The organism is Rhodococcus sp. JS3073, assembly GCF_026810085.1.
GTDB lineage: Bacteria > Actinomycetota > Actinomycetes > Mycobacteriales > Mycobacteriaceae > Rhodococcus_F > Rhodococcus_F wratislaviensis.
The window spans coordinates 7,208,468-7,228,609 of the sequence record NZ_CP113951.1 but is presented as its reverse complement, the minus strand read 5'-3'; the positions used below and the strand labels follow the sequence as shown (position 1 = coordinate 7,228,609).

Genomic DNA, 20,142 nt, shown 5'->3' with positions numbered 1-20,142 from the left:
TCTTGCTCACAACCCCAGATACGTCTTGAGTTCGAACGGCGTCACGTGGCTCCGGTACTCCTCCCACTCGCGACGCTTGTTGCGCAGGAAGAAGTCGAACACGTGCTCGCCGAGGGCTTCGGCCACCAACTCCGACTTCTCCATCTCGCGCAGCGCGCCGTCGAGGTTGCCGGGCAGTTCCCGGTAGCCCATGGCGCGGCGCTCGGCCGACGTCAACGCCCACACGTCGTCCTCCGCCTCCGGCGGAAGTTCGTAGCCCTTCTCGATTCCGCGCAGACCCGCGGCGAGGAGCACCGCGAAAGTCAGGTACGGGTTGCAGGCCGAATCGGGGCTGCGGATCTCGACGCGACGCGACGACGCCTTGTTCGGCGTGTACATCGGAACGCGGACCAGCGCCGACCGGTTGGACGGACCCCAGGACGCGGCGGTCGGGGCCTCGCCACCGTGGATCAGCCGCTTGTAGGAGTTCACCCACTGGTTGGTGACGGCGCTGATCTCGTTGGCGTGCTCGAGGATGCCGGCGATGAACGCCTTACCGGTCTCCGACAGCTGCATCGGATCGTCCGGGTTGTGGAAGGCGTTGGTGTCGCCCTCGAACAGGCTCATGTGGGTGTGCATCGCCGAGCCCGCCTGATCGCTGAACGGCTTCGGCATGAACGTGGCGCGCACACCCTCGGCGATCGCGACCTCCTTGACGACGTAGCGGAACGTCATCACGTTGTCGGCCATCGAGAGGGCGTCCGCGTACCGCAGGTCGATCTCCTGCTGGCCGGGAGCCGCCTCGTGGTGGCTGAACTCGACGGAGATGCCCATCGACTCGAGTGCGTCGATGGCGTGCCTGCGGAAGTTGGGCGCGGAATCGTGGACGGCCTGGTCGAAGTAGCCGCCGGAGTCGGCGGGCTTCGGCGGCGTGCCGTCGATCGGCCCGTTCTCCAGGAGGAAGAACTCGATCTCGGGGTGCACGTAGCAGCTGAAGCCCAGATCGCTCGCCTTGTTCAGCTGACGACGCAGCACGTGCCGCGAATCCGCCCAGGAGGGGGAACCGTCGGGCATGGCGATGTCGCAGAACATGCGGGCGGAGTGCTGATGCCCCTTGCTCGAACTCCACGGCAGCACCTGGAACGTGGAGGCGTCCGGCTTCGCGACCGTGTCCGCCTCGGACACCCGGGAGAAGCCCTCGATCGCGGATCCGTCGAAGCCGATGCCCTCCTCGAAGGCACCTTCCAGTTCCGCGGGGGCGATCGCCACCGATTTCAGGTATCCGAGAACATCCGTGAACCACAATCGGACGAACCGAATGTCGCGCTCTTCGAGGGTGCGAAGCACGAATTCCTTTTGGCGATCCATGTCCGCGAGAGTAAGCAAAGTTCGTTAAATCTGTGTTACTTCGTTGATTCGACCCTGCCGGATTCCGCATCGTGCCAGCGTGCGGGCACCTCGGCCGATCCCGTCACAGGCGTGCGTCAGCACGTCAGGTCCGCGGGCGGCGCGGCGAGGTCGACCAGATAGTCCGTGACGGCGTCGTCGACGCACGCCTCGCCGTCGAGAACGACGGTGTGCTGAGTGCCCCGGTACGTGACGAGCGAACCGTTCATCTGCTTCGCCAGATCCACACCCGCCTGGTACGGCGTCGCCGGGTCCTCGGTCGTCGACACGACGACGACCGGCGGGATCCCGGGCGCCGACACCGTGTGCGGCGAGCCCGTGTTCGGCGCGGGCCAGAACGCGCAGACGTCCAGCGGCGCACTGCCGGTGCCGCGTCCGTCGTCGAGGAACGGCGCCGCCTGGCGGTACCGCACGTCCGCCTCCCCGACGACCGCGCGGTCGGTGACGGGCGGGTCGTCCATGCAGCGGATGGAATTGAAGGCGTCGTTGAGATTGGAGTACGTGCCGTCGTCGGCGCGCCCCTCGTACAGATCGGCCAGCATCAGCAGCGAATCGCCCGTCCCCGTCTGCAGGCTCTCCAGGCCTCCGCGGAGCGGACCCCACAGATTCGGCGAGTACAGGGCCTGCTGGACACCGGTGATCGCATCGGTGTAGCTGAGTCCGCGCGGGTCGGTGGTCGCGGCCGGCTTGTCGATCAGCGGGTCGACGAGCGCCCGGAACCTCGCGTTCGCCTGCGCCGGGTCGGTGCCGAGCGGGCAGTCCGGCTGCTGCATGCATTCCGCGGCGAACGCATCGAACGCCGACTGGAATCCGGCCGCCTGCAGGATCACTTCCTCCGTCGGGTCCTGCTCGGGGTCGAGGGCACCGTCGAGGACCATCGCGCGCACGTTGCCCGGGAACGTCTCCGCGTACGTCGAGCCGAGCCGGGTGCCGTACGAGTAGCCGAGGTAGTTGAGCTTCTCGTCACCGAGCACCGCCCGGATGACGTCCATGTCGCGCACCACGTCGTACGTTCCGACGTGCGCGAGGACGTCGGAACCGGTCCGCTCCGCGCACTTGTCCGCGTACTCGCGGTTCTCGGCCTCCGTCTGCGCGATGCCGGCGGGACTCATGTCGACGTCGTCGTCCTTGCGCCGGGAGTCCACCTCCGGCGGGGTCAGACAGGTCACCTGCGGCGTGGACGCGCCGACGCCGCGCGGATCGAAACCGATGACGTCGAACCGCTCGGCGATCTCGGTGCCGTCGGCGACGGACGCCAGGCCGATACCCGACGCCCCCGGCCCACCGGGGTTCACGAGCAGCGATCCGACCTTGTCGCCGGTCGCCTTCGACCGTGAGACGGCGATCTGTGCGGTGGCGCCCCCGGGGTTCGCGTAGTCGTTCGGCACGGTCACCTTCGCGCACTCGAGAGTGTCGCCGAGCGGAGACCCGTCCGTGCTGTACCCCTCGCACGAACCCCACTGCACCTGCTGCGTGTAGAACTCCTCGAGCCCCGCGGGGATCGGTCCGGCCGGAGCCGCCTCGGCCGCCGACGGTTCGGCGACGGCCTCACCGGCGTCCCGTCCGCCTCCCGCACAGCCTGCGACGACAAGGACGACGGCGATGCACCCCGCGAACGCGGCAGGTACCCGAGCACTCTTCGACATAGGACGATCGTGCCAGGGGTTCCGCGCCGGCAGGCCTTCCCGCAGGTCAGAGGACAGACGGCCGGTGTGACCTATTGCACCCGCGCGAGCCCTTCGCTCCCCCGCGGGCCGGTGGCACACTGTAGGCGTCATCACCCGCACCCGGGGACCCGTCAAGGGCCTCGAGGCCAGAAAGGGACAACGATGTCCGATAGCAAGTCGTCCGCGAGCACGTCAGAAGATCGGCTCTACGGATCAGCACCATCGCACGACGTTCCCAAGCGCAAGACCCGAACCCACCACCTCCAGGCCATGAAGGCCGAGGGTGAACGCTGGGCGATGCTCACCGCCTACGACTACTCCAGCGCCCGCATCTTCGAGGAAGCCGGGATTCCCGTTCTCCTCGTCGGCGACTCGGCCGCCAACGTCGTCTACGGATACGAGACCACCGTCCCGGTCACGATCGACGAACTCCTCCCCCTCGTTCGCGGCGTCGTCCGCGGTGCGCCGCACGCTCTCGTGGTGGCGGATCTCCCGTTCGGCAGCTACGAAAGCTCCCCGGAGCAGGCCCTCGCGTCCGCGACCCGGTTCATGAAGGAGGGGCTGGCGCACGCGGTCAAGCTCGAAGGCGGCGAGCGCGTCGCACCGCAGATCGCGGCGATCACCGCGGCAGGCATCCCCGTGATGGCGCACGTCGGGTTCACCCCGCAGAGCGTGAACTCGCTCGGCGGTTTCCGCGTGCAGGGCCGCGGCGACGCCGCCGAGCAGTTGGTCGCCGACGCGATCGCCGTGCAGGAGGCAGGCGCGTTCTCCGTCGTCATGGAGATGGTGCCCGCCGAGATCGCAGGCCAGGTCACCCGCAAGCTCACCATCCCCACCGTGGGCATCGGGGCGGGCGTCGAATGCGATGCCCAGGTCCTCGTGTGGCAGGACATGGCCGGCTACACCAGCGGCAAGACGGCGAAGTTCGTCAAACGCTTCGGTAACGTCGGTGACGAGTTGCGTCACGCGGCCGCCGCATACGCAACCGAGGTACGCGCCGGAACGTTCCCGGCGGAAGAGCACAGCTTCTAGGTCGTCCTCGACTCACCGGGCCGGCACACATTCGAGGGGGATGTTCATGGGACAGCGACACGTGCGGGGCACCGGGCGTCGCCGCCTGGCCGCGATGGCGGCCGGGACGGTGGCGGCCGCGGCGGTCGTCACGGGATGTGCCGGACCGGGCCCCGCCCCCGCGCCCGGCACCACCGCGCCGCCGGCACCGGCGACCACCGCGGTTCCCGGCACCGCCCTGGTGCCGGGTGGCGTCACCGAGGCGCAGGCCGCCCAGCTGTGCACCGACCTCGAAGGTCAGTTGCAGAGTTGGCGCACCTACACCCCGACCATCGGCAAGACCGGGTTGAACGGCCTGGTCGGCACGTGGATCGCGAGAAACAACCTCAACGCGCTCGACTTCCTGCAGGACCGGGGCCGCATCGACGTCATCACGACGGCGGCCTGCCCCGGCATCCGGCAGGAAGCGGTGACCGCGCTGGTGATCCCCGATCTGGCGTCCGGCCTGATCGGGTTCTGAGGCCGACGTGACCCAGCTGCGCACCCTGTACCCGCCGCTCGAGCCGTACCAGTTCGGGCATCTCGACGTCGGCGACGGACAGCAGATGTACTGGGAGCAGAGCGGTAACCCCGACGGGAAGCCGGTCGTGTTCCTCCACGGCGGGCCCGGGGGCGGCACCGATCCCGCGCAACGACAGTTCTTCGACCCACAGGTGTACCGGATCGTGCTGCTCGACCAGCGCGGATGCGGACGTTCCACACCCCACGTCGCCGACGGGGCCGATCTTTCGGTCAACACCACCGACCGTCTCCTCGGCGACGTGGAGTTGCTGCGCACCCATCTCGGCATCGACCGGTGGCAGGTCTTCGGCGGGTCGTGGGGCTCCACACTGGCACTCGCGTACGCCCAGAAGCATCCCGGCCGGGTCACCGAGCTGGTGCTGCGCGGCATCTTCCTGCTGCGCCGCAGCGAGATCGACTGGTACTACAACGGCGGTGCCGGACACCTGTTCCCCGAGCTGTGGGAGGAGTTCCTGGCGCCGGTGCCGGAGCCGGAGCGCGGTGGCGACCTCGTCGAGGCCTACCACCGGCTCCTGCAGTCCGACGATCCCGACGTCGCGACGCGGGCCGCGGTCGCGTGGTCCACGTGGGAGGGCGCCACGAGTTCGCTGCTCCCCAAACCGGAACGGGTGGTGGAGACGTCCCAGCCGAGATTCGCGCTGGCCTTCGCGCGGATCGAGAACCATTACTTCCACAACCGCGGGTTCCTGGACGAGGGCCAGCTTCTCCGCGACGCCGCCGCCCTGGACGGCATTCCGGGCGTGATCGTGCAAGGTCGCTACGACGTGGTGTGCCCGGCGACCAGCGCGTGGGCGCTCCACCGGGCCTGGCCGGGTTCCCGGCTCGAGATCGTCGACGACGCGGGACACTCCGCGATGGAGCCGGGCATCGTCCATCACCTCGTCGAGGCAACGGACCGGTTCCGCGACTGACGCGCTATGCGGGGTAACCGAACTCGACGGTCCGCTTCGAGACGTCGGCGGAGACGAGCCTGACCTTCACCTGTTCGCCCTCGGCGGGGTCGCCCACGCATTTCGCCATCACGGACACCGACGGGACGAACACGTCCGCGGTGCGCTTGCCGTTTCGTGACCGCAGCACGGTCGCGTCGAACGTCTCCCCCACCCGGTCGGCGAGGACGGTTGCTTCGGTGAGGTCGATGCAGGCACGGTCGATCTTGCTCGCGAGGGAATCGGAGCCGACCATGATCTCGGGCATCGAGCCCAGGGCGTCCCGCACCCAGGACGGCACCGGCGTTCCGGCGGTGACGGCGAGGCACACCTCCGTGGAGTACCGGTCCGAGAGCCGGCGCAGCGGCGCGGTCACGTGGGCGTACGGGGCGCCGATGGCGGCATGCGCGGTCAGTTCGGGCAGGGCGCCGTCGAACGCCGCGTAGTCGGCTCCCCGCAGCAGCGACGGCGCCTCGGTCATCAGCACCAGCGTCGACGCCGAGTTCGGGTCGAGCCGCGCCAGGAGTTCACCGACCCCGACGTTCTCCGGCCAGTCGATCCCCAACGCCGACGCCGTGCGTCGCAGCGCCTCGACCGCGTCCGGTCCGGCGGGCGGCAAGGTGCGGAGCAGCCCGACCTTCGCGTCGAGCATCATGGCCGCAGCGCACATTCCGGTGAGGAGCGAAACCTCGGCGTTCCAGTCGTCGGCCTCGGTGCGGGGCGCGAGGTCGACGCGCCAGCCGTCGCCGTCCGGCACCACTTCCTGCTCGGGGAGCCGGAGTTCGATCGCTCCGCGCGCCACCGCCGCCGCCGTGCGGAGCCGGCCGAACTCCGGCAGCGACGCGATGGACGGATGCAGTCGTCCCACCTCCGAATCGGCTTGCACACCGGCGTAGTCCAGCCGTGCCACGGAACGCACCGTCGCACGGGACACCGTGCAGGACATGGGTGTGGCCGACTCGTCGAGTTCGATCCGCCACACCACCGCCGGACGGTCCTCGTCGGGGAGGAGACTCGCGGATCCCTCCGAAAGCTCTTTCGGGTGCAGCGGCACCTTGCCGTCGGGGAGGTAGAACGTCTGCCCGCGTTTGCGGGTTTCCACGTCGAGCACTCCACCGGGCTCCACGACGGCGCCGACGTCCGCGATCGCGTAGTGCAGGACGAATCCGTCGTGTGTCCGCTCGAGGTGCAGCGCCTGATCGAGATCCAGGGAATCGGGCGGGTCGATGGTGACGAACGCCAGATCGGTGCGGTTCTCCCGCTCGGACGCGTACCGGTCGGATGCCGCCCGCGCCTGCGCGACCGCCGCGGGCGGATACCCCTCCGGCAGGTGGAATTCGGTGCGCACGGTGCCGAAATCGATTCCGCGCGCAACGAAACGACTCATCGGCACCTCACGCACACCCTCTCCGCAACGCTAGTTGTTCCACTCCTCGTCTGCCCGGTCCGCCGCCTTGTTCCGCTCCGCGGCGATCTGCAGCGCCTTCTCGGCGGACGCGCGGTCGGGGTACGGCCCCATCCGGGACATCGACGATGCCGCCTTCCCCTGCGTGACCGTGCCGTCATCGACGTTGTAGTACCAGAGATGATCTTCGTCAGTCATTCCCTCAGTGTGGCACCGGTGGGACGTGTGGGGTTGTGGATCACGCTCAGACTGTTACCCTCGGAGTCCTGTCCGGTGATACGGTCCCCGGCGCCGGTCAGTGCGGTGCCGATGGCTCGCCTTCCCGGCGCAGTGCCCGAACAGAGAATGGAGCGAGCATGTCAACGATCATTTTTGATCAGCTACTTCCCTACCTCGGTGCCGAAGGCGCCACCTACTGGGCCCAACTGCTGATGGTCGATCCCGTCTGACGGCTATCGATCAGTCGATACCTCGAAGCCCCCGCCGGACGTGTCCGGCGGGGGCTTCGCTGTGCAGGGGCAGGCACGCCCGCGACACATTCGTGACGTTTGTCCGAACGCTTCGCCCTGCCCCCGGGACTGGACGTCTCTAGGCTGACCTGATGGCAGTGAATCCAGCGATCGAGGGTCGTGTCTACCCACCGACCGAGCCCTACCTCGTCGGCCGCGAGAAGATCAGGGAATTCGCCCGTGCCGTCTTCGCCACCAACCCGACGTCGTTCGACGTCGACAGCGCCCGCGCGGCCGGTCACGCCGATCTCGTTGCCCCGCCCACGTTTCCCGTCATCGTGCAGGAACGTGCACTGGCGCAGCTCGTCGCGGATCCGACGTCGGGAATCGAGCCCGTCAACCTCGTGCACAGCACCGAACACGCCACGTCCGTCCGCCCGGTCGTCGCGGGCGACGAACTCTCCGCCGTGCTCACCGTCACGAACGTGATGCCACGCGGTCCGCACACGCTGCTCGTCGCCGACATCGAGATCCTCGACGCCACAGGCGATCACGTGAGCACGATGACGTCGACACTGTTCGTCAGGGGGGACGAGGAATGACCGCCCCGCAACGAATCCTGCTCGGCGACACCGTCGCAAAGGCTCGATACCACGTGACCCGCGAATCCCTGGTCCGCTATGCCGGGGCGTCCGGTGACTTCAACTCCATCCACTACCGGGACGACGTCGCGGATGCCGTGGGCCTGCCCGGCGTGCTCGCGCACGGCATGCTGACGCTGGGACTGGCGACACAGTGCGTCGTCGACTGGCTCGGCGACCCGGCACGGGTCACCGGATACCGTGCCCGCTTCACCAAGCCGGTGATCGTCGCCCCGGACGAGGGCGCGGTCGTCGAGGTCGTCGCGAAAGCCGCGCACGTCGACGAGGCCGAGGGCACCGCGAGGATCGACCTGACGGTGACGTTCGACGGGCACACGGTGCTCGGCAAGTCCCAGGTCTGGATTTCACTGCGCTGAGCGCACCCGACATACTGGGCCGATGATCGGTGTCGTGGTGACCGCGTTCGCGGTGCTCGGGCTCCTGACCGTCATTCCCGGCCCGGACATGGCGGTGGTGACCCGCGCCGGCCTGTGCGGTGGACGCGGCGCCGCGCTGCGGGCGACGTTCGGTGTGGTCGCCGGGTTGATGGTGTGGGGCGCGCTGACCGTCGTCGGGCTCGGCGCGGTGCTCGCCGCCTCGGCGGAGGCGTACACCGTCGTGAAGGTCGTCGGCGGGCTGTACCTGGTGTATCTGGGGCTCTCCACCCTGTGGCGCAGCCGGTCGCGGAAACGCGCCGCCGCGGCCGCACCTGCGCCCGTTCCATCGCCGGGATCGAGTTGGCGGGCCGGGTTCCTGACGAATCTCCTGAACCCCAAGATCGCGGTGTTCTACACCGGCCTGCTCCCCCAGCTCGTTCCGCCCGGGTGGCCGACCGCCCCGACCCTGGCGTTGCTCGTGCTCGTCCACGGGCTTCTCGGGATCGTCTGGCTCGGCGCGTACAGCCTCCTGCTGACCCGGGCGCGCACCACGCTGGAGAAACCGTCGGTGCGACGGGTCCTGGATCGGATCACCGGAACGGTCCTCTTCGGATTCGGCGCCGTCGTCGTCGCCGAGGCGCGGTAGGGCCGAGGTCAGTCCAGGGAGTCGCGGGAACCTGCCGAGCTGCCGCCGAGCAGAATCGTGCTGATCAGATTCGGGTCGTCGGTCATCGGGACGTGCCCGATGCCGGGCAGGACCAGTATCCGCGCCTGCGGGAAGAATCGGCGCACGCGTCGCGCCTGATACACCGGCAGAATCAGGTCCCGCCGCCCCCACGCCACCGTGACCGGAACCGTCGCGTCGACGACCGGCGGGAGGTCGAACGAGGCCGTCATCCCCTTGTCGACCAGGGCATTCGTGGTGAGCGAATGCGCGTCGATCACGGCGTCCTCGTACGGCACCCGGCTGGGCCGCGCAAAGAAGGCGGCAAGCGAGGGATAGCGGACGGCCTTGTATCGCAGCGCCTTCGGAGCGTTCGGCCCCAGCGCCCGGGCGATTCCACGCAGGACCCGGAACGTGTAGATGGTGCGGGCCTGATCGGCGTGGTTGACGAAGAAGCCGGCGGGCGACAGCGCCGTGGCCGAGGCGACCTCGCCCCGCGCCGCGAGAGCGAGGGACAGCCAGCCTCCGAGCGAGTTACCGGCGACGTGCGGCCGTTCGCCGGGCGGCGTCACCGAGCGGACGAACCCGCTCAGTTCCTCGAGGAGTTGATCCATCATGTCCGGGCCGTCTTCGAGTGCCGCCGATTCTCCGTGTCCCGGAAGGTCGACGGTGACCACCCGGCGATAGGGCGTCAACTGATCCAGCAGGGCGTTCCAGGCCTGCCGGCGATGCACCACCCCGTGCACGAGTATCAGAGTGGGGCCGGATCCGGCGATGTCGTGGGGCAAGTCCATGGACAGATGTTACCGCTATCACGAGTTACATTTACTGCTGCCGATAGAGGGGCCCCGTCGCCCACGGACGTGGGCGACGGGCCCCGGCATCGACCCCGATTCGGGTCAGTCGGGCCGTTGCGGGAAAGATGCTAACCGGTCTGTTTGTTACTCGCCAGTCAGGGTCGAGACCTCGCCGACCGGCGCGCAGGTGAGGCGGACGAGTTGGCGTGTAAGCCGGATCCTGTCCCCGAGCGCCGAAGCGCCGGGTGGCGACCATCCATCTGGGCACACCGTCGCCGGGTACCTCGAGCGGTTCACCCGCAGGCTCGGGCGAGCAGCCCTCGAACACCTGCGCAGCCGCACCGGAATCCCGGAGGATCCGGTGCGGCCTTCAACCTTGCTCCGGGCGGGGTTTACCTAGCCACCCCGGTCACCCGGGGTGCTGGTGCGCTCTTACCGCACCGTTTCACCCTGACCGACGCCTCACCCCGGAGGATGTGGCGCCGGCGGTCTGTTTTCTGTGGCACTGTCCCGCGAGTCACCTCGGGTTGCCGTTAACAACCGCCCTGCTCTGTGGAGTCCGGACTTTCCTCGACTCGGGGCCTGTGCACTGATGTGCTGGTTCCCTGTGCCGCGGTCGCCCGGCCAACTCGTCCGCCCGATCAGCCTACAGTTCGCGCGAACGTGTCATGCCGCCGCACTATGGTCTGATCATGACCCGATACGCCGCCCTCCTGCGCGGTATCAATGTGGGCGGCATCAACATCAAGATGGCCGACCTCCGTAACACCTTCGTCGACCTGGGATTCGAGAACGTGAAGACCGTTCTCGCGTCGGGCAACGTGCTCTTCGATTCCGACCGCGACGACGTCCCCGCACTGAAGAGTGAGATCGAAGCCGGGCTGCGTGCCGAATTCCACTACGAAGCCTGGGTTTTCGTCCTCGACCTCGACACGGTACGGAAGATCGTCGACGACTACCCGTTCGACCCCGAGCGAGAAGGCTGGCACCCGTACGTGCTGGTGACGCCCGAACCCGAGGTCCTGGACACACTTCTGAGCATCGGGGACGAGCTGGATCCGGACGTCGAACGGGTACAGGCCGGCGACGGCGTCCTGTACTGGGAAGTCGAACGGGGCATGACGCTGAAGAGCAGGTTCGGCAAGAGCACCGGCGCTCCCAAGCTCAAGGCGTTCACCACGACCCGGAATCTGCGCACGCTCCACAAGCTCCTGAAGTGACCCCTCGGTGACAGTTCTGGCGGTGGCGCTCGTCGCCGGAGTCCTCGTCTTCGCGGTCGTGCGTCCACGCAAGCTGCCCGAGATCGTCGCGGCCGCACCGGCCGCCGTCGTCGTCCTGGCCACCGGTCTGGTGACGCCGACGGCGGCCTGGGACGAAGTGTCCGAGATGGCCCCGACCGTCGGGTTCCTGGCGGCGATCCTCGTCCTTGCGCACCTCGCGGACGCCATGGGGGTGTTCACCTGGATCGCGGGCCGGTTGCGGCGCGGGGCGCGGGGGGATCCGAAGAGGCTGCTGACTCTCGTGTTCGGAGCTGCGGCGCTGACCACCGCGGTGCTGAGTCTCGATGCCACGGTGGTCCTGCTGACACCGGCGGTGATCGCCACGGCCCGCTCGCTGCGGATGGACCCGCGCCCCCATTCGTATGCCACCGCGCACCTGTCGAACACCGCGTCGACCCTGCTGCCCGTCTCCAATCTCACGAACCTCATCGCGTTCTCGGCGACCGGGTTGACCTTCCTGCATTTCACCGCCGTGATGGCGCTGCCGTGGGCAGTGGCGGTCGTCGTCGAACTGGTCCTGTTCCGCGTGTTCTTCCGGCGTCACCTCGACCGGCCCGAAGCCGAGCCGGAGCCGAAGCGCGATCCGCCGGCGCCGGTAGTCGCACTGTCGATCATCGCGGCCACACTCCTGGGGTTCGCGGTGTCCGGCTTCGTCGGTGTCGCCCCGGCGTGGGTGGCCGCGGCGGGGGCGATCGTGCTGGGCGTCGTCGCCCTGCGCGACGGCCGGACCAGCATGGGCCGGATCGTGTACTCGATCGACGTGTGGTTCTGCGGGTTCGTCCTGATCCTCGGCGTCGTCGTGGCCGGGGTCGCGAACGGTCCGATCGGCGAATGGATCGGGACGCGGCTGCCCACCGACACGTCGTTCACGGCACTGCTCACGATGGCCGTCGTCGCCGCGGTCGCCGCGAACCTGGTGAACAACCTCCCCGCCACGCTGCTCCTGCTGGCAGCGCTCGGACCGCACGCTCCGACCGGACTCGTGCTGGCGATGCTGCTCGGTGTGAACCTCGGCCCCAACCTCACGTACGTGGGGTCGCTGGCGATCATGTTGTGGCGGCGCGTGGCCGCGCGCGCCGGATCTCCCGCAGATCTCCGGACGTTCACGATTCTCGCGCTGGTGACCACGCCATTGACCCTGCTCGCCGCGGTCGGTGCCCTCTGGGCCTGTGAGTACTTGTCAACCGCCCGCGGTTAACAAGTACTCACAGGTGGGAGGTGTCGTTGACCAGGCGGACCGACGAGCCGCCGTCGGGATAGAACTCGGCGATGCTCAGCGACGCCAGATCCAGATGCAGCCGGTACAGCAGGGAGGGTCCCGCGTCGAGCGCCAACTGCAACAGGGTCTTGATGGGGGTCACGTGGGTGACCACCAGGATCGTGGAGCCGGCGTAGGAAGCGGTGAGGTCGTCGCGGACCTTCAGGATGCGCTCCCGCACCTCGTCGAAGCTCTCCCCCGCAGGCGGGCACACCGACGTGTCCGACAACCACTTGCGGTGCAGTTCGGGGTCGCGGTCGGCAGCCTCCCTGAACGTGAGGCCCTCCCACTCGCCGAAGTCGGTTTCGGTGAGGCCCTCGTGCACGGTGACCGGGAGTCCGAGGACCTTCGCCGCCGCCGCCGCGGTCTGCTGCGCGCGCCCCAACGGGGACGACACCACGGCCGCGATTCCGCTGTTGCCCGCGAAGCGGGCGGCCGCGCCGTTCGCCTGGGCCTGCCCGATGTCGGTGAGGGCGGGATTCCCTCGACCCGAGTACCGCCGGTCGACGGACAGCGCGGTCTGCCCGTGCCGGAGCAGCAGCATCCGGGTCGGGGCGCCCGTCGTGTCCATCCAGCCCGGCGCCGCGGGGGTGGTCTTCTCCGACTGGACGGCAGCCGGTTCCGGTTCGGCGTCGGAAATGCCGGCGGCGCCGTCCATGGCCTCGTTGGCGAGGCGGTCGGCGTGCGCGTTCTCCGCCCGCGGAATCCACGTGTAGGACACGCGATCGAACTGCCGGGCCAGTGTGGACGCCTGACGCTGCAGCGGAATCATGTCCGGGTGCTTCACCTTCCAGCGCCCGGACATCTGCTCGACCACCAGTTTGGAGTCCATCCGCACCTCCACCTCGGACGCGCCGAGTTCGGCGGCGGCGTCGAGACCGGCGATCAGGCCCCGGTACTCGGCGACGTTGTTCGTGGCGATCCCGAGGCTCTCCTTACGCTCCGCGAGTACGGTGCCGTGGTCGGCGTCGAACACCACGGCGCCGTAGCCGGCGGGTCCGGGATTGCCGCGCGAACCACCGTCGGCCTCGACGACGACCCGACCGGCACTCACAGACCCGACTCCTTGGTGCGCACCAGGATCGCGCCGCATTCGGAGCAGCGCGCGACGACGTCGGGTGCGCTCGCGGTGATGCGGGCGATCTCGCCGCGGTCGAGTTCGATGCGGCACGCTCCGCAGCGCCGCGCCTGCAGCAGTGCCGCACCGACACCGTTCTGGCTGCGCTGCTTCTCGTAGACGGCGATGAGATCGGCGGGGAACTGGTCGGCCAGCGCCGTGCGGTCGCGGATGCAGCGCTGCTCGGCGGCGTCCAGATCCGCGACGGCGTCGTCCCGGCGGCGGGCGGCGTCGATGAGGTCATCCTCGATCTGCGACAGCTGCGCGCCGGCGTGGTCGTGGTCGGATTGCGACGCTTCGCGCCGTTCCATCACCTCGAGCAATTCGTCCTCGAGCAGTCCCTGACGGCGGACGAGGCTGCCGAGTTCGTGTTCGAGTTCGGTGAGCTGCTTCGATCCGACCGTTCCGCTCTGGAGCAGGGTGCGGTCGCGGTCCTCGCGCTGACGGACGGCGTCGACCTCACCTTCGAGCTTGCGGATGTCGCGGTCGAGATCGTCGAGGACGATTTCGACGGCCACGGCCGCGTCCTTGCGGGTGACGCGCTCCGCCTCGAGCCGCTCGACTTCCTGACGCTCGGGAAGCGCGGTGCGTCGGTGGGCGATCCTCGACAGCTCCGCATCGACGCCGGCGAGGTCGAGAAGCTTGGACTGCACCTGTGGTTCGACGTTCACGCGTGGTAACTCCTGCTGTCTTCTGTGAAGGGTTCTTGTGTGCAGATTGCTGGGTGTCAACCGTACCCCGGCGGATCACGGGTTTCGGCCGGACGGCGCTACGGCGGCGACGCGCTGACCGACCACGGATCGGTCCGTACGGCCGACACCCGCACCTGCCATTCCGGCGTCCGGCCGAAAGCGGTGTCGAGGACGCCCTTGGCCTGGTCACACCACGGCTGCTCGCTCGCCCAGTGCGCGACGTCGATGAGGGCCGGGCCTCCGGCGCGCAGGTGCTCGTCCGCCGGGTGGTGTCGCAGATCGGCGGTGACGTAGGCGTCCACGCCGAGTCGTGCGACGGCGTCCAGGTAGGAGTCGCCCGAGCCGCCGCACACCGCGACGGTGCGGATCGTGGCTTCGGGGTCGCCCGCGGCGCGCACGCCCCACGTCGTGGCGGGGAGCGCGTCCGCCACCCGGCCGGTGAAGTCGCGCAGCGACAGCGGCTCGGAGAGCTCCCCGACCCGCCCGAGGCCGCGGGGTCCGGGGAAGGTCGCCATCTCGAAGACGTCGAACGCGACCTCCTCGTACGGGTGGGCGGCGCGCATCGCGGCGAGCACCTTCTGCCGGATGCCGCGCGGGGCGATCACCTCCACCCGGCTCTCCTCGACACGTTCGAGCGCACCGACCGCACCGAGGGTGGGGTTCGCGCCGTCGGTCGGGAGGAACTGGCCCTGCCCGGTGACGGACCAGCTGCAGTCGCGGTAGTTGCCGATGTGACCGGCGCCCGCGTCGAACAGGGCGCGACGCACCGTGTCTGCGTCGCCTGCCGGGACCAGGACGACCCACTTGTCGAGGTTCTCGGTGGGCTGCGGGTCGATCGGCCCGGTGACGGTGAGTCCGAGCGCCGCTGCCAGGGCGTCGGAGACGCCGGGGTCCGCGGAGTCGGCGTTGGTGTGTGCGGTGAACAGGGCGCATCCGGCCTTGATCAGCTTGTGGACGAGCGCACCCTTCGGTGTGTGAGCGCCGACGGTGTCGACGCCCCGCAGCAGCAGCGGGTGGTGGACGAGCAGAAGGTCGGCGCCGGCGTCGATCGCCTCGTCGACCACCGCGGCGGTCGGATCGACCGCGATCGTCACCGTCGCCACCGTGTCGTCGGGGTCGCCGCATACGAGGCCGACGGAGTCCCACGATTCGGCGAGGGCGGGCGGGTACGCCGCGTCCAGGGTCGCGATCACGTCGGCGAGACGCACCGGGTTCACATGATCTCCTTCATCGTCTCGATCAGGATGTCGGCCTGCTCTCGGGGGCGCACCGCGACCCGGAGGAAGTCGGGACCGAGTCCGGGGAACGTGTCGCACCGCCGCACGGCGATGCCGCGCTCGCGTAGTTGCTTCCGCACGAGTTCGCCGTCCGGCAGTCGGAGCAGCAGGAACGGTGCGGCGGCGGGCTGGTGCACCGCGACGCCGATCGCGTTCAGCCGCCGGATCATGTCGTCCCGCCACGCACCCAGCACGACGGCGTGCTCGCGGGCGGCGGCGACGGCGTCCGGTTCGCTGCATGCGGCGATCGCCTCCACCTGCAGGCTTCCCAGTGGCCAGTGCGCCCGCCCCACCTGCAGGCGTTCGAGAATCTCCGGGGAGCCGAGGGCGTACCCGCAGCGCAGTCCGGCCAGAGCCCACGTCTTGGTGAGGCTGCGCAGCACCAGCACGTCGGGCAGCGAACGACCGGCGAGCGACTCGGCCTCGCCCGGCACCGCGTCGGCGAACGCCTCGTCGACCACGACGATCCGCCCGGGCCGGCGCAGCCGCAGGATCTCCTCCGCCGAGTGCAGCACCGAGGTGGGATTGGTCGGGTTGCCGATCACCACCAGGTCGGCGGATTCGGGGACCGCCGCGGCGTCCAGAACGTACGGATCGTCGAGCAGCACCTGCGCGACGGGGACGTTCGCCTCCCGCAGCGCCCACTCCGGTTCCGTGAACGACGGATGGATCAGCGCCGCCTCCCGGACCCCGAGCCGCGGGAGCAGGGAGAAGCCCTCGGCCCCACCCGAGAGGAGCAGCACCTCGTCGGGCGAGCGGCCGTGCCGGGAGGCCACGGCGCTCCGGGCGGCGCGATCGGCAGCGACGGTGGGATAGGAGCCCAGGCGCGGCAACGCGTCCGCGAGCCGCAGTCGCAGCCATTCGGGGGGCCCGTCGCCCTGCACGTTCACTGCGAAATCGAGGAGACCGGGGCCCGCATCCACGTCTCCGTGGTGACGCAGGCTCTCCCGGCTACCGGCACGAATGTCCACAGCTGTCGAGCCTAAGGGACAATGGTCCGGTGACATCTCTCTCCACCTCCCCGTCCTCCGCCCCTTCTGCTCTGTCGGCTCCGATCGTGCTGTTCGATCTCGACGGCACCCTCACCGACTCCGCGCCCGGCATTCACGCCGGGTTCCGTCATGCGCTCGCGACGATCGGTCAGCCGGAACCGACCGACGAGATGATCGACGCCGTCATCGGCCCGCCGATGATCGACACGTTCCGGTCGATGGGGCTGGACGAAGACGTCGTGCAGCGAGCGATCGCCGCCTACTTCGAGCGCTATGACAACGTGGGGTGGGCGGAGAACGCCGTCTTCGACGGCATCGAGAAGGTGCTGATCGACGCCCGCGACAGCGGCAGGAGGCTCGCCGTCGCCACGTCGAAGTCCGAACGGTTCGCGATCCGCATCCTCGAGCACTTCGAACTGGCCCATTACTTCGAGTTCATCGGCGGCGCCAGCGACGACGGCAGTCGCCGCGCCAAGTCGGACGTGATCGCCCACTCCCTCCGGAACCTGGGAGTCACCGCCACCGAGGGCGCCACCCCCGACGTCCTGATGGTCGGCGACCGTGACCACGACGTCCTCGGTGCCGCGCACTGGGGCATCCCTGCGGTGTTCGTCGAGTGGGGTTACGGTTTCCCGGCCGAGGCCGAGCGCGCGCACACGACGGCGCAGACCGTCGCCCACCTCGGGAAGATGCTCGATGACGCGGCCTGACACCCCGTTGCACGTGACGTTCGTGTGGACCGGCAACATCTGCCGCTCCCCCATGGCCGAGAAGATCTTCGCCGAACACCTCCGCCGGGAAGCCCTCGACGACCGGGTGATGGTGAGCAGCGCCGGGACCCACGGCTGGCACGTCGGCCGCGAGGCCGACATCCGCACCAACGAGACCCTGAAGCTGAACGGGTACCCGACGGGCCACACGGCAGCGGAGGTCGGGCCGTTTCATCTCGGCGCCGATCTGGTGGTCGCTCTCGCGGCCAACCACGACCGTGAGCTTGCCCACATGGGCGTGCCCGACGAACGCCGCCGGCTGCTGCGCAGTTTCGACCCGGATGCGGACACGTCGTCCGTCCCCGACCCCTTCTACGGCGACCTCGAGGACTTCGAGCGGGTCCGCCTGCAGATCGAGGCCGCGGTGCCCGGGCTGCTCGACTGGGTGCGCAGCCGGTAACCCACGATCAGGGTCCCCACCTGCGAGCGGCTACCGTGGAGGCGTGCGAAGGCTGAGATTTCTGTTGCGACCCGGCTGGTTGGTGTTGGCCTTGGTGGTCGCCGGATTCGCATTCATGTGTTTCTACGTGCTCGCTCCGTGGCAGCTCGGCAAGAACACGTCGACGGAGCACCGGAACCAGCTGATCGCCGACTCGGTCGACGCCGATCCCGTCCCGCTGGAGACGCTGCTGTCCGGCGTGGCGCCGAATCCGGACGACGAGTGGCGCCGCGTCACCGCGACGGGCTCCTACGTCCAGAACAGTGATCTGCTGGTCCGGTTGCGGTCCATCGAATCGCAGCCCGCGTACGAGGTCCTGACGCCGCTGCAACTGACCGACGGTCGCACGATTCTGGTCAACCGCGGCTACGTCCGACCGGTCCAGGGAACCGAGCCGCCGCCGGTGGATCCGCCACCGGCCGGGCAGGTGACGCTCGACGGTCGCGTGCGCAAGTCCGAGGGCACCATCGCAGGCAAGGAGCCGATCGACGAGAACGGGCTCCGCCAGGTGTACTACATCGACGCGGGTCAGATCGGCGGTTTCATCGGCACCGATCTCGTCGACGCGTACGTGCAACTCGAACCCGATCAGCCCGGCGGGCTCGGGACCATCCCGCTCCCCCAGCTCGACGCGGGCCCGTACCTGTCGTACGGCTTGCAGTGGCTGGCGTTCGGCATCATGGCCCCGCTCGGCCTGGCCTACTTCATCCGCGCGGAGTGGCGGGAACGCCGCAAGGAGAAGTCCGCGAAGACCTCCGAAGACTCCGCTCCGGCTCCCGCTCCGGTGGCGCGGAAGAAGCCGTTCACCCGAAGCAAGCCGGTGGAATCAGCGCCGCGGACGGCGGCGGAAGCGAAGTTGGCCGACCGCTACGGCAAGGGCCGCTGACACCAGCGCCGCACCGACCTGTACCGCCGCGGACAGCCGCACCGCGCGGTCGAGGTCGACAGGCAGGGGCGACGGCCCGGAGCCGAGGACGGGTCGCATCTCGACGCCGTGCGCGTACTCGGTGCGCCCGCCCAGCGAGATCCCGAGTGCGCCCGCCGCGCTGGCCTCCGCGACGCCGGCGTTGGGGCTGGGGTGCCCGGACGCGTCGCGCCGCCACGCCTCCCACGCCTCGTTCGGCGACCCACCCACCGTCGGTGCGGCCGCGGCGGACAGCGCACCCGTCAGGCGGGCGGGCAGCAGGTTGAGGACGTCGTCCCACCGCGCCGCCGCCCAGCCGAAGTTGCGGTACTTCGGCGAGCGGTAGCCGACCATCGCGTCCAGGGTGTTGGACGCCCGGTAGACGAACAGTCCGGGGATTCCGGCCACCGCGCCCCACACGAATGCCCCGACCGCCGAGTCGGACGTGTTCTCGGCCACCGACTCCAGCGTCGCCCGGGTGAGTCCGTCGACGCCGAGCACGCTGGGGTCGCGACCGCACAGCGACGGCAGCAGGGCGCGGGCGGCGGCGAGATCGTCCGCCTCCAGGTGTGCGGCCATGGTCGATCCGGTCCGTCCCAGCGACGTTCCGCCGAGCACGGCCCACGTCGCGGTGGCCGTTCCGGCCGCCTCGCCTGCCCATCCCCCGCGCCGCGCCACCCGCGTCGCGGCGACTCCCAGCCCTGCCGCTCCGCCGACGAGGACGGCCACGTGGAGGATCCCGGCCGACCGGGAGTCGCGGTACGTCGCCTTCTCCAATGCCATTGCCGTGCGGCCGAATCCGGCCACGGGATGCCACCGGGCGGGATCGGCGAACACACGGTCGGCGGCGAAGCCGAGCAGCAGGCCGGCAGCACGCGCTGTCGCGGGACGGGAGGTTCGATGCACGCCGATATTTGTATCAACTAACGTTGCAGGCGATGTAAAGGAGCGTCCCATGAGTGCCGCGATCGACGAGTACCTGGCAGGCAAGGACCCGGACGCCACCGAGCGCCTACTGCAGTTCCGTGACCTCGTCCTCGCGTGCGGCGAGGTGGACGAGCGGGTCCACCGGACCGAGATCGCGTGGGCTCGTACCCGCGTCTTCGCTGCCGCGTTCATCTATTCGTCGCGGCTCGAGATCGCCCTCGACCTGCGCCGGCGCGTCCATCACCCGCAGCTACGCGAGGCGTTTCCCACCACGAAGACGGTGATCACGCACCGCTTGACGATCACCTCCGACGATCAACTCGACGACACCCTCGCCGCGCTCCTCGCCGAGGCCTACGACACCGTGGGTCCGGGCACTCGCGCACGCTAGCTGGGGGCGCAATTGCGCACCGATTCGCCGGAAACCCGCGCAAGAGCGGGGGTGCGTCTCACCACTCCGCCGGTAGCTGCGATCGACGCACCCGTCCCGGTCGGAATGTCGGATTCCTGAAACTCTGCTGAGTATCTCGCCAAGCGCCCTTTCCTGCGCCTACCATGGTAAATGCCGCCTCGTTCCC

22 protein-coding genes and 1 other RNA gene are annotated in these 20,142 nt (G+C 69.4%); 12 read left to right on the top strand and 11 right to left on the bottom strand.

Translation table 11 applies throughout. The features are described from left to right. Positions 1-6: 6 nt before the first annotated feature. Together glnA and OYT95_RS32995 are read right to left on the bottom strand one after the other, a co-directional pair. The gene (gene glnA, locus OYT95_RS33000) at positions 7-1,347 is read right to left on the bottom strand and encodes a type I glutamate--ammonia ligase (protein WP_005247775.1); all 1,341 of its coding nucleotides are present in this window, start codon (positions 1,345-1,347) and stop codon (positions 7-9) included. 116 nt (positions 1,348-1,463) lie between these two features. Further along, positions 1,464-3,032: an alpha/beta hydrolase gene (locus OYT95_RS32995; protein WP_112299517.1), complete on the bottom strand. Its 1,569-nt coding sequence runs from the start codon at positions 3,030-3,032 to the stop codon at positions 1,464-1,466. 183 nt (positions 3,033-3,215) lie between these two features. On the opposite strand from OYT95_RS32995, the gene panB reads away from it, so the two are divergent. Genes panB through pip form a run of 3 tightly spaced genes read left to right on the top strand, consistent with a single transcriptional unit; the run spans position 3,216 to position 5,557 of the window. Beyond that, positions 3,216-4,085, top strand: a complete 870-nt coding sequence (gene panB / locus OYT95_RS32990) for a 3-methyl-2-oxobutanoate hydroxymethyltransferase (protein ID WP_037226563.1) — start codon at positions 3,216-3,218, stop codon at positions 4,083-4,085. A gap of 40 nt (positions 4,086-4,125) precedes the next feature. Further along, positions 4,126-4,584 (top strand): hypothetical protein, encoded by a 459-nt coding sequence (locus tag OYT95_RS32985; protein ID WP_268790123.1) that lies wholly within the window; start codon positions 4,126-4,128, stop codon positions 4,582-4,584. Positions 4,585-4,591: 7 nt separating this feature from the next. Continuing rightward, a complete protein-coding gene (gene pip, locus OYT95_RS32980; RefSeq protein ID WP_037226561.1) occupies positions 4,592-5,557 on the top strand; it encodes a prolyl aminopeptidase in 966 nt (321 codons plus the stop codon). Positions 5,558-5,561: 4 nt separating this feature from the next. Here the strand turns inward: pip and OYT95_RS32975 are convergent, their stop codons facing one another. Next, a complete protein-coding gene (locus OYT95_RS32975) occupies positions 5,562-6,962 on the bottom strand; it encodes an RNB domain-containing ribonuclease (RefSeq protein ID WP_112299530.1) in 1,401 nt (466 codons plus the stop codon). A gap of 30 nt (positions 6,963-6,992) precedes the next feature. After that, positions 6,993-7,178 carry a hypothetical protein gene (locus OYT95_RS32970; protein ID WP_009473817.1) on the bottom strand — a complete coding sequence of 62 codons (186 nt, stop codon included), beginning with the start codon at positions 7,176-7,178 and terminating at the stop codon, positions 6,993-6,995. Positions 7,179-7,581: 403 nt separating this feature from the next. On the opposite strand from OYT95_RS32970, the gene OYT95_RS32965 reads away from it, so the two are divergent. The 3 genes from OYT95_RS32965 to OYT95_RS32955 are packed head-to-tail and all read left to right on the top strand — an operon-like array spanning position 7,582 to position 9,093. Beyond that, on the top strand, positions 7,582-8,031 hold the full coding sequence (locus OYT95_RS32965) for an FAS1-like dehydratase domain-containing protein (protein ID WP_112299514.1): 450 nt from the start codon (positions 7,582-7,584) through the stop codon (positions 8,029-8,031). Further along, positions 8,028-8,447, top strand: coding sequence for a MaoC/PaaZ C-terminal domain-containing protein (locus tag OYT95_RS32960; protein WP_037226558.1), 420 nt, complete (start codon positions 8,028-8,030; stop codon positions 8,445-8,447). The genes OYT95_RS32965 and OYT95_RS32960 overlap by 4 nt, the downstream gene beginning before the upstream one ends. 22 nt (positions 8,448-8,469) lie before the next feature. After that, a complete protein-coding gene (locus OYT95_RS32955) occupies positions 8,470-9,093 on the top strand; it encodes a LysE family translocator (protein ID WP_037226557.1) in 624 nt (207 codons plus the stop codon). Positions 9,094-9,101: 8 nt separating this feature from the next. On the opposite strand, the gene OYT95_RS32950 is transcribed toward OYT95_RS32955, so the two are convergent. Then, entirely contained in the window at positions 9,102-9,905 is an 804-nt protein-coding gene (locus OYT95_RS32950; RefSeq protein WP_268790122.1) for an alpha/beta fold hydrolase, read from the bottom strand. Between the two features lie 196 nt (positions 9,906-10,101). After that, positions 10,102-10,540, bottom strand: an RNA gene (rnpB, locus tag OYT95_RS32945) — RNase P RNA component class A. 60 nt (positions 10,541-10,600) lie between these two features. Here rnpB and OYT95_RS32940 point away from each other — a divergent pair. Together OYT95_RS32940 and OYT95_RS32935 are read left to right on the top strand one after the other, a co-directional pair. Next, a complete protein-coding gene (locus OYT95_RS32940; RefSeq protein ID WP_037226681.1) occupies positions 10,601-11,128 on the top strand; it encodes a DUF1697 domain-containing protein in 528 nt (175 codons plus the stop codon). Positions 11,129-11,135: 7 nt separating this feature from the next. Continuing rightward, positions 11,136-12,386 (top strand): SLC13 family permease, encoded by a 1,251-nt coding sequence (locus OYT95_RS32935; protein ID WP_112299512.1) that lies wholly within the window; start codon positions 11,136-11,138, stop codon positions 12,384-12,386. Between the two features lie 7 nt (positions 12,387-12,393). Here the strand turns inward: OYT95_RS32935 and OYT95_RS32930 are convergent, their stop codons facing one another. The 4 genes from OYT95_RS32930 to cobC all read right to left on the bottom strand — a co-directional run bounded on the left by OYT95_RS32930 (position 12,394) and on the right by cobC (position 16,503). Continuing rightward, positions 12,394-13,500, bottom strand: a complete 1,107-nt coding sequence (locus OYT95_RS32930; protein WP_268790121.1) for a bifunctional RNase H/acid phosphatase — start codon at positions 13,498-13,500, stop codon at positions 12,394-12,396. Beyond that, positions 13,497-14,234 carry a zinc ribbon domain-containing protein gene (locus OYT95_RS32925; protein WP_037226550.1) on the bottom strand — a complete coding sequence of 246 codons (738 nt, stop codon included), beginning with the start codon at positions 14,232-14,234 and terminating at the stop codon, positions 13,497-13,499. The genes OYT95_RS32930 and OYT95_RS32925 overlap by 4 nt, the downstream gene beginning before the upstream one ends. A 98-nt stretch (positions 14,235-14,332) precedes the next feature. Next, on the bottom strand, positions 14,333-15,472 hold the full coding sequence (locus tag OYT95_RS32920; protein WP_268790120.1) for a Nif3-like dinuclear metal center hexameric protein: 1,140 nt from the start codon (positions 15,470-15,472) through the stop codon (positions 14,333-14,335). Then, entirely contained in the window at positions 15,469-16,503 is a 1,035-nt protein-coding gene (gene cobC / locus OYT95_RS32915) for an Rv2231c family pyridoxal phosphate-dependent protein CobC (protein WP_442972529.1), read from the bottom strand. The genes OYT95_RS32920 and cobC overlap by 4 nt, the downstream gene beginning before the upstream one ends. Positions 16,504-16,532: 29 nt before the next feature. Between cobC and OYT95_RS32910 the strand changes: the two genes are divergently transcribed. Genes OYT95_RS32910 through OYT95_RS32900 form a run of 3 tightly spaced genes read left to right on the top strand, consistent with a single transcriptional unit; the run spans position 16,533 to position 18,619 of the window. Continuing rightward, positions 16,533-17,234, top strand: a complete 702-nt coding sequence (locus OYT95_RS32910; RefSeq protein WP_037226543.1) for an HAD-IA family hydrolase — start codon at positions 16,533-16,535, stop codon at positions 17,232-17,234. Beyond that, positions 17,221-17,694 carry a low molecular weight protein-tyrosine-phosphatase gene (locus OYT95_RS32905; RefSeq protein ID WP_268790118.1) on the top strand — a complete coding sequence of 158 codons (474 nt, stop codon included), beginning with the start codon at positions 17,221-17,223 and terminating at the stop codon, positions 17,692-17,694. Before OYT95_RS32910 ends, OYT95_RS32905 begins: the two co-directional genes overlap by 14 nt. A gap of 43 nt (positions 17,695-17,737) precedes the next feature. Next, positions 17,738-18,619, top strand: a complete 882-nt coding sequence (locus OYT95_RS32900) for an SURF1 family cytochrome oxidase biogenesis protein (protein WP_200887797.1) — start codon at positions 17,738-17,740, stop codon at positions 18,617-18,619. Here OYT95_RS32900 and OYT95_RS32895 read toward each other — a convergent pair. Continuing rightward, positions 18,560-19,543, bottom strand: coding sequence for a cobalamin biosynthesis protein (locus tag OYT95_RS32895; protein ID WP_268790117.1), 984 nt, complete (start codon positions 19,541-19,543; stop codon positions 18,560-18,562). The genes OYT95_RS32900 and OYT95_RS32895 overlap by 60 nt on opposite strands. Before the next feature lie 49 nt (positions 19,544-19,592). Between OYT95_RS32895 and OYT95_RS32890 the strand changes: the two genes are divergently transcribed. Next, positions 19,593-19,955, top strand: coding sequence for a DUF5655 domain-containing protein (locus tag OYT95_RS32890; protein ID WP_112299505.1), 363 nt, complete (start codon positions 19,593-19,595; stop codon positions 19,953-19,955). Positions 19,956-20,142: the final 187 nt, after the last annotated feature.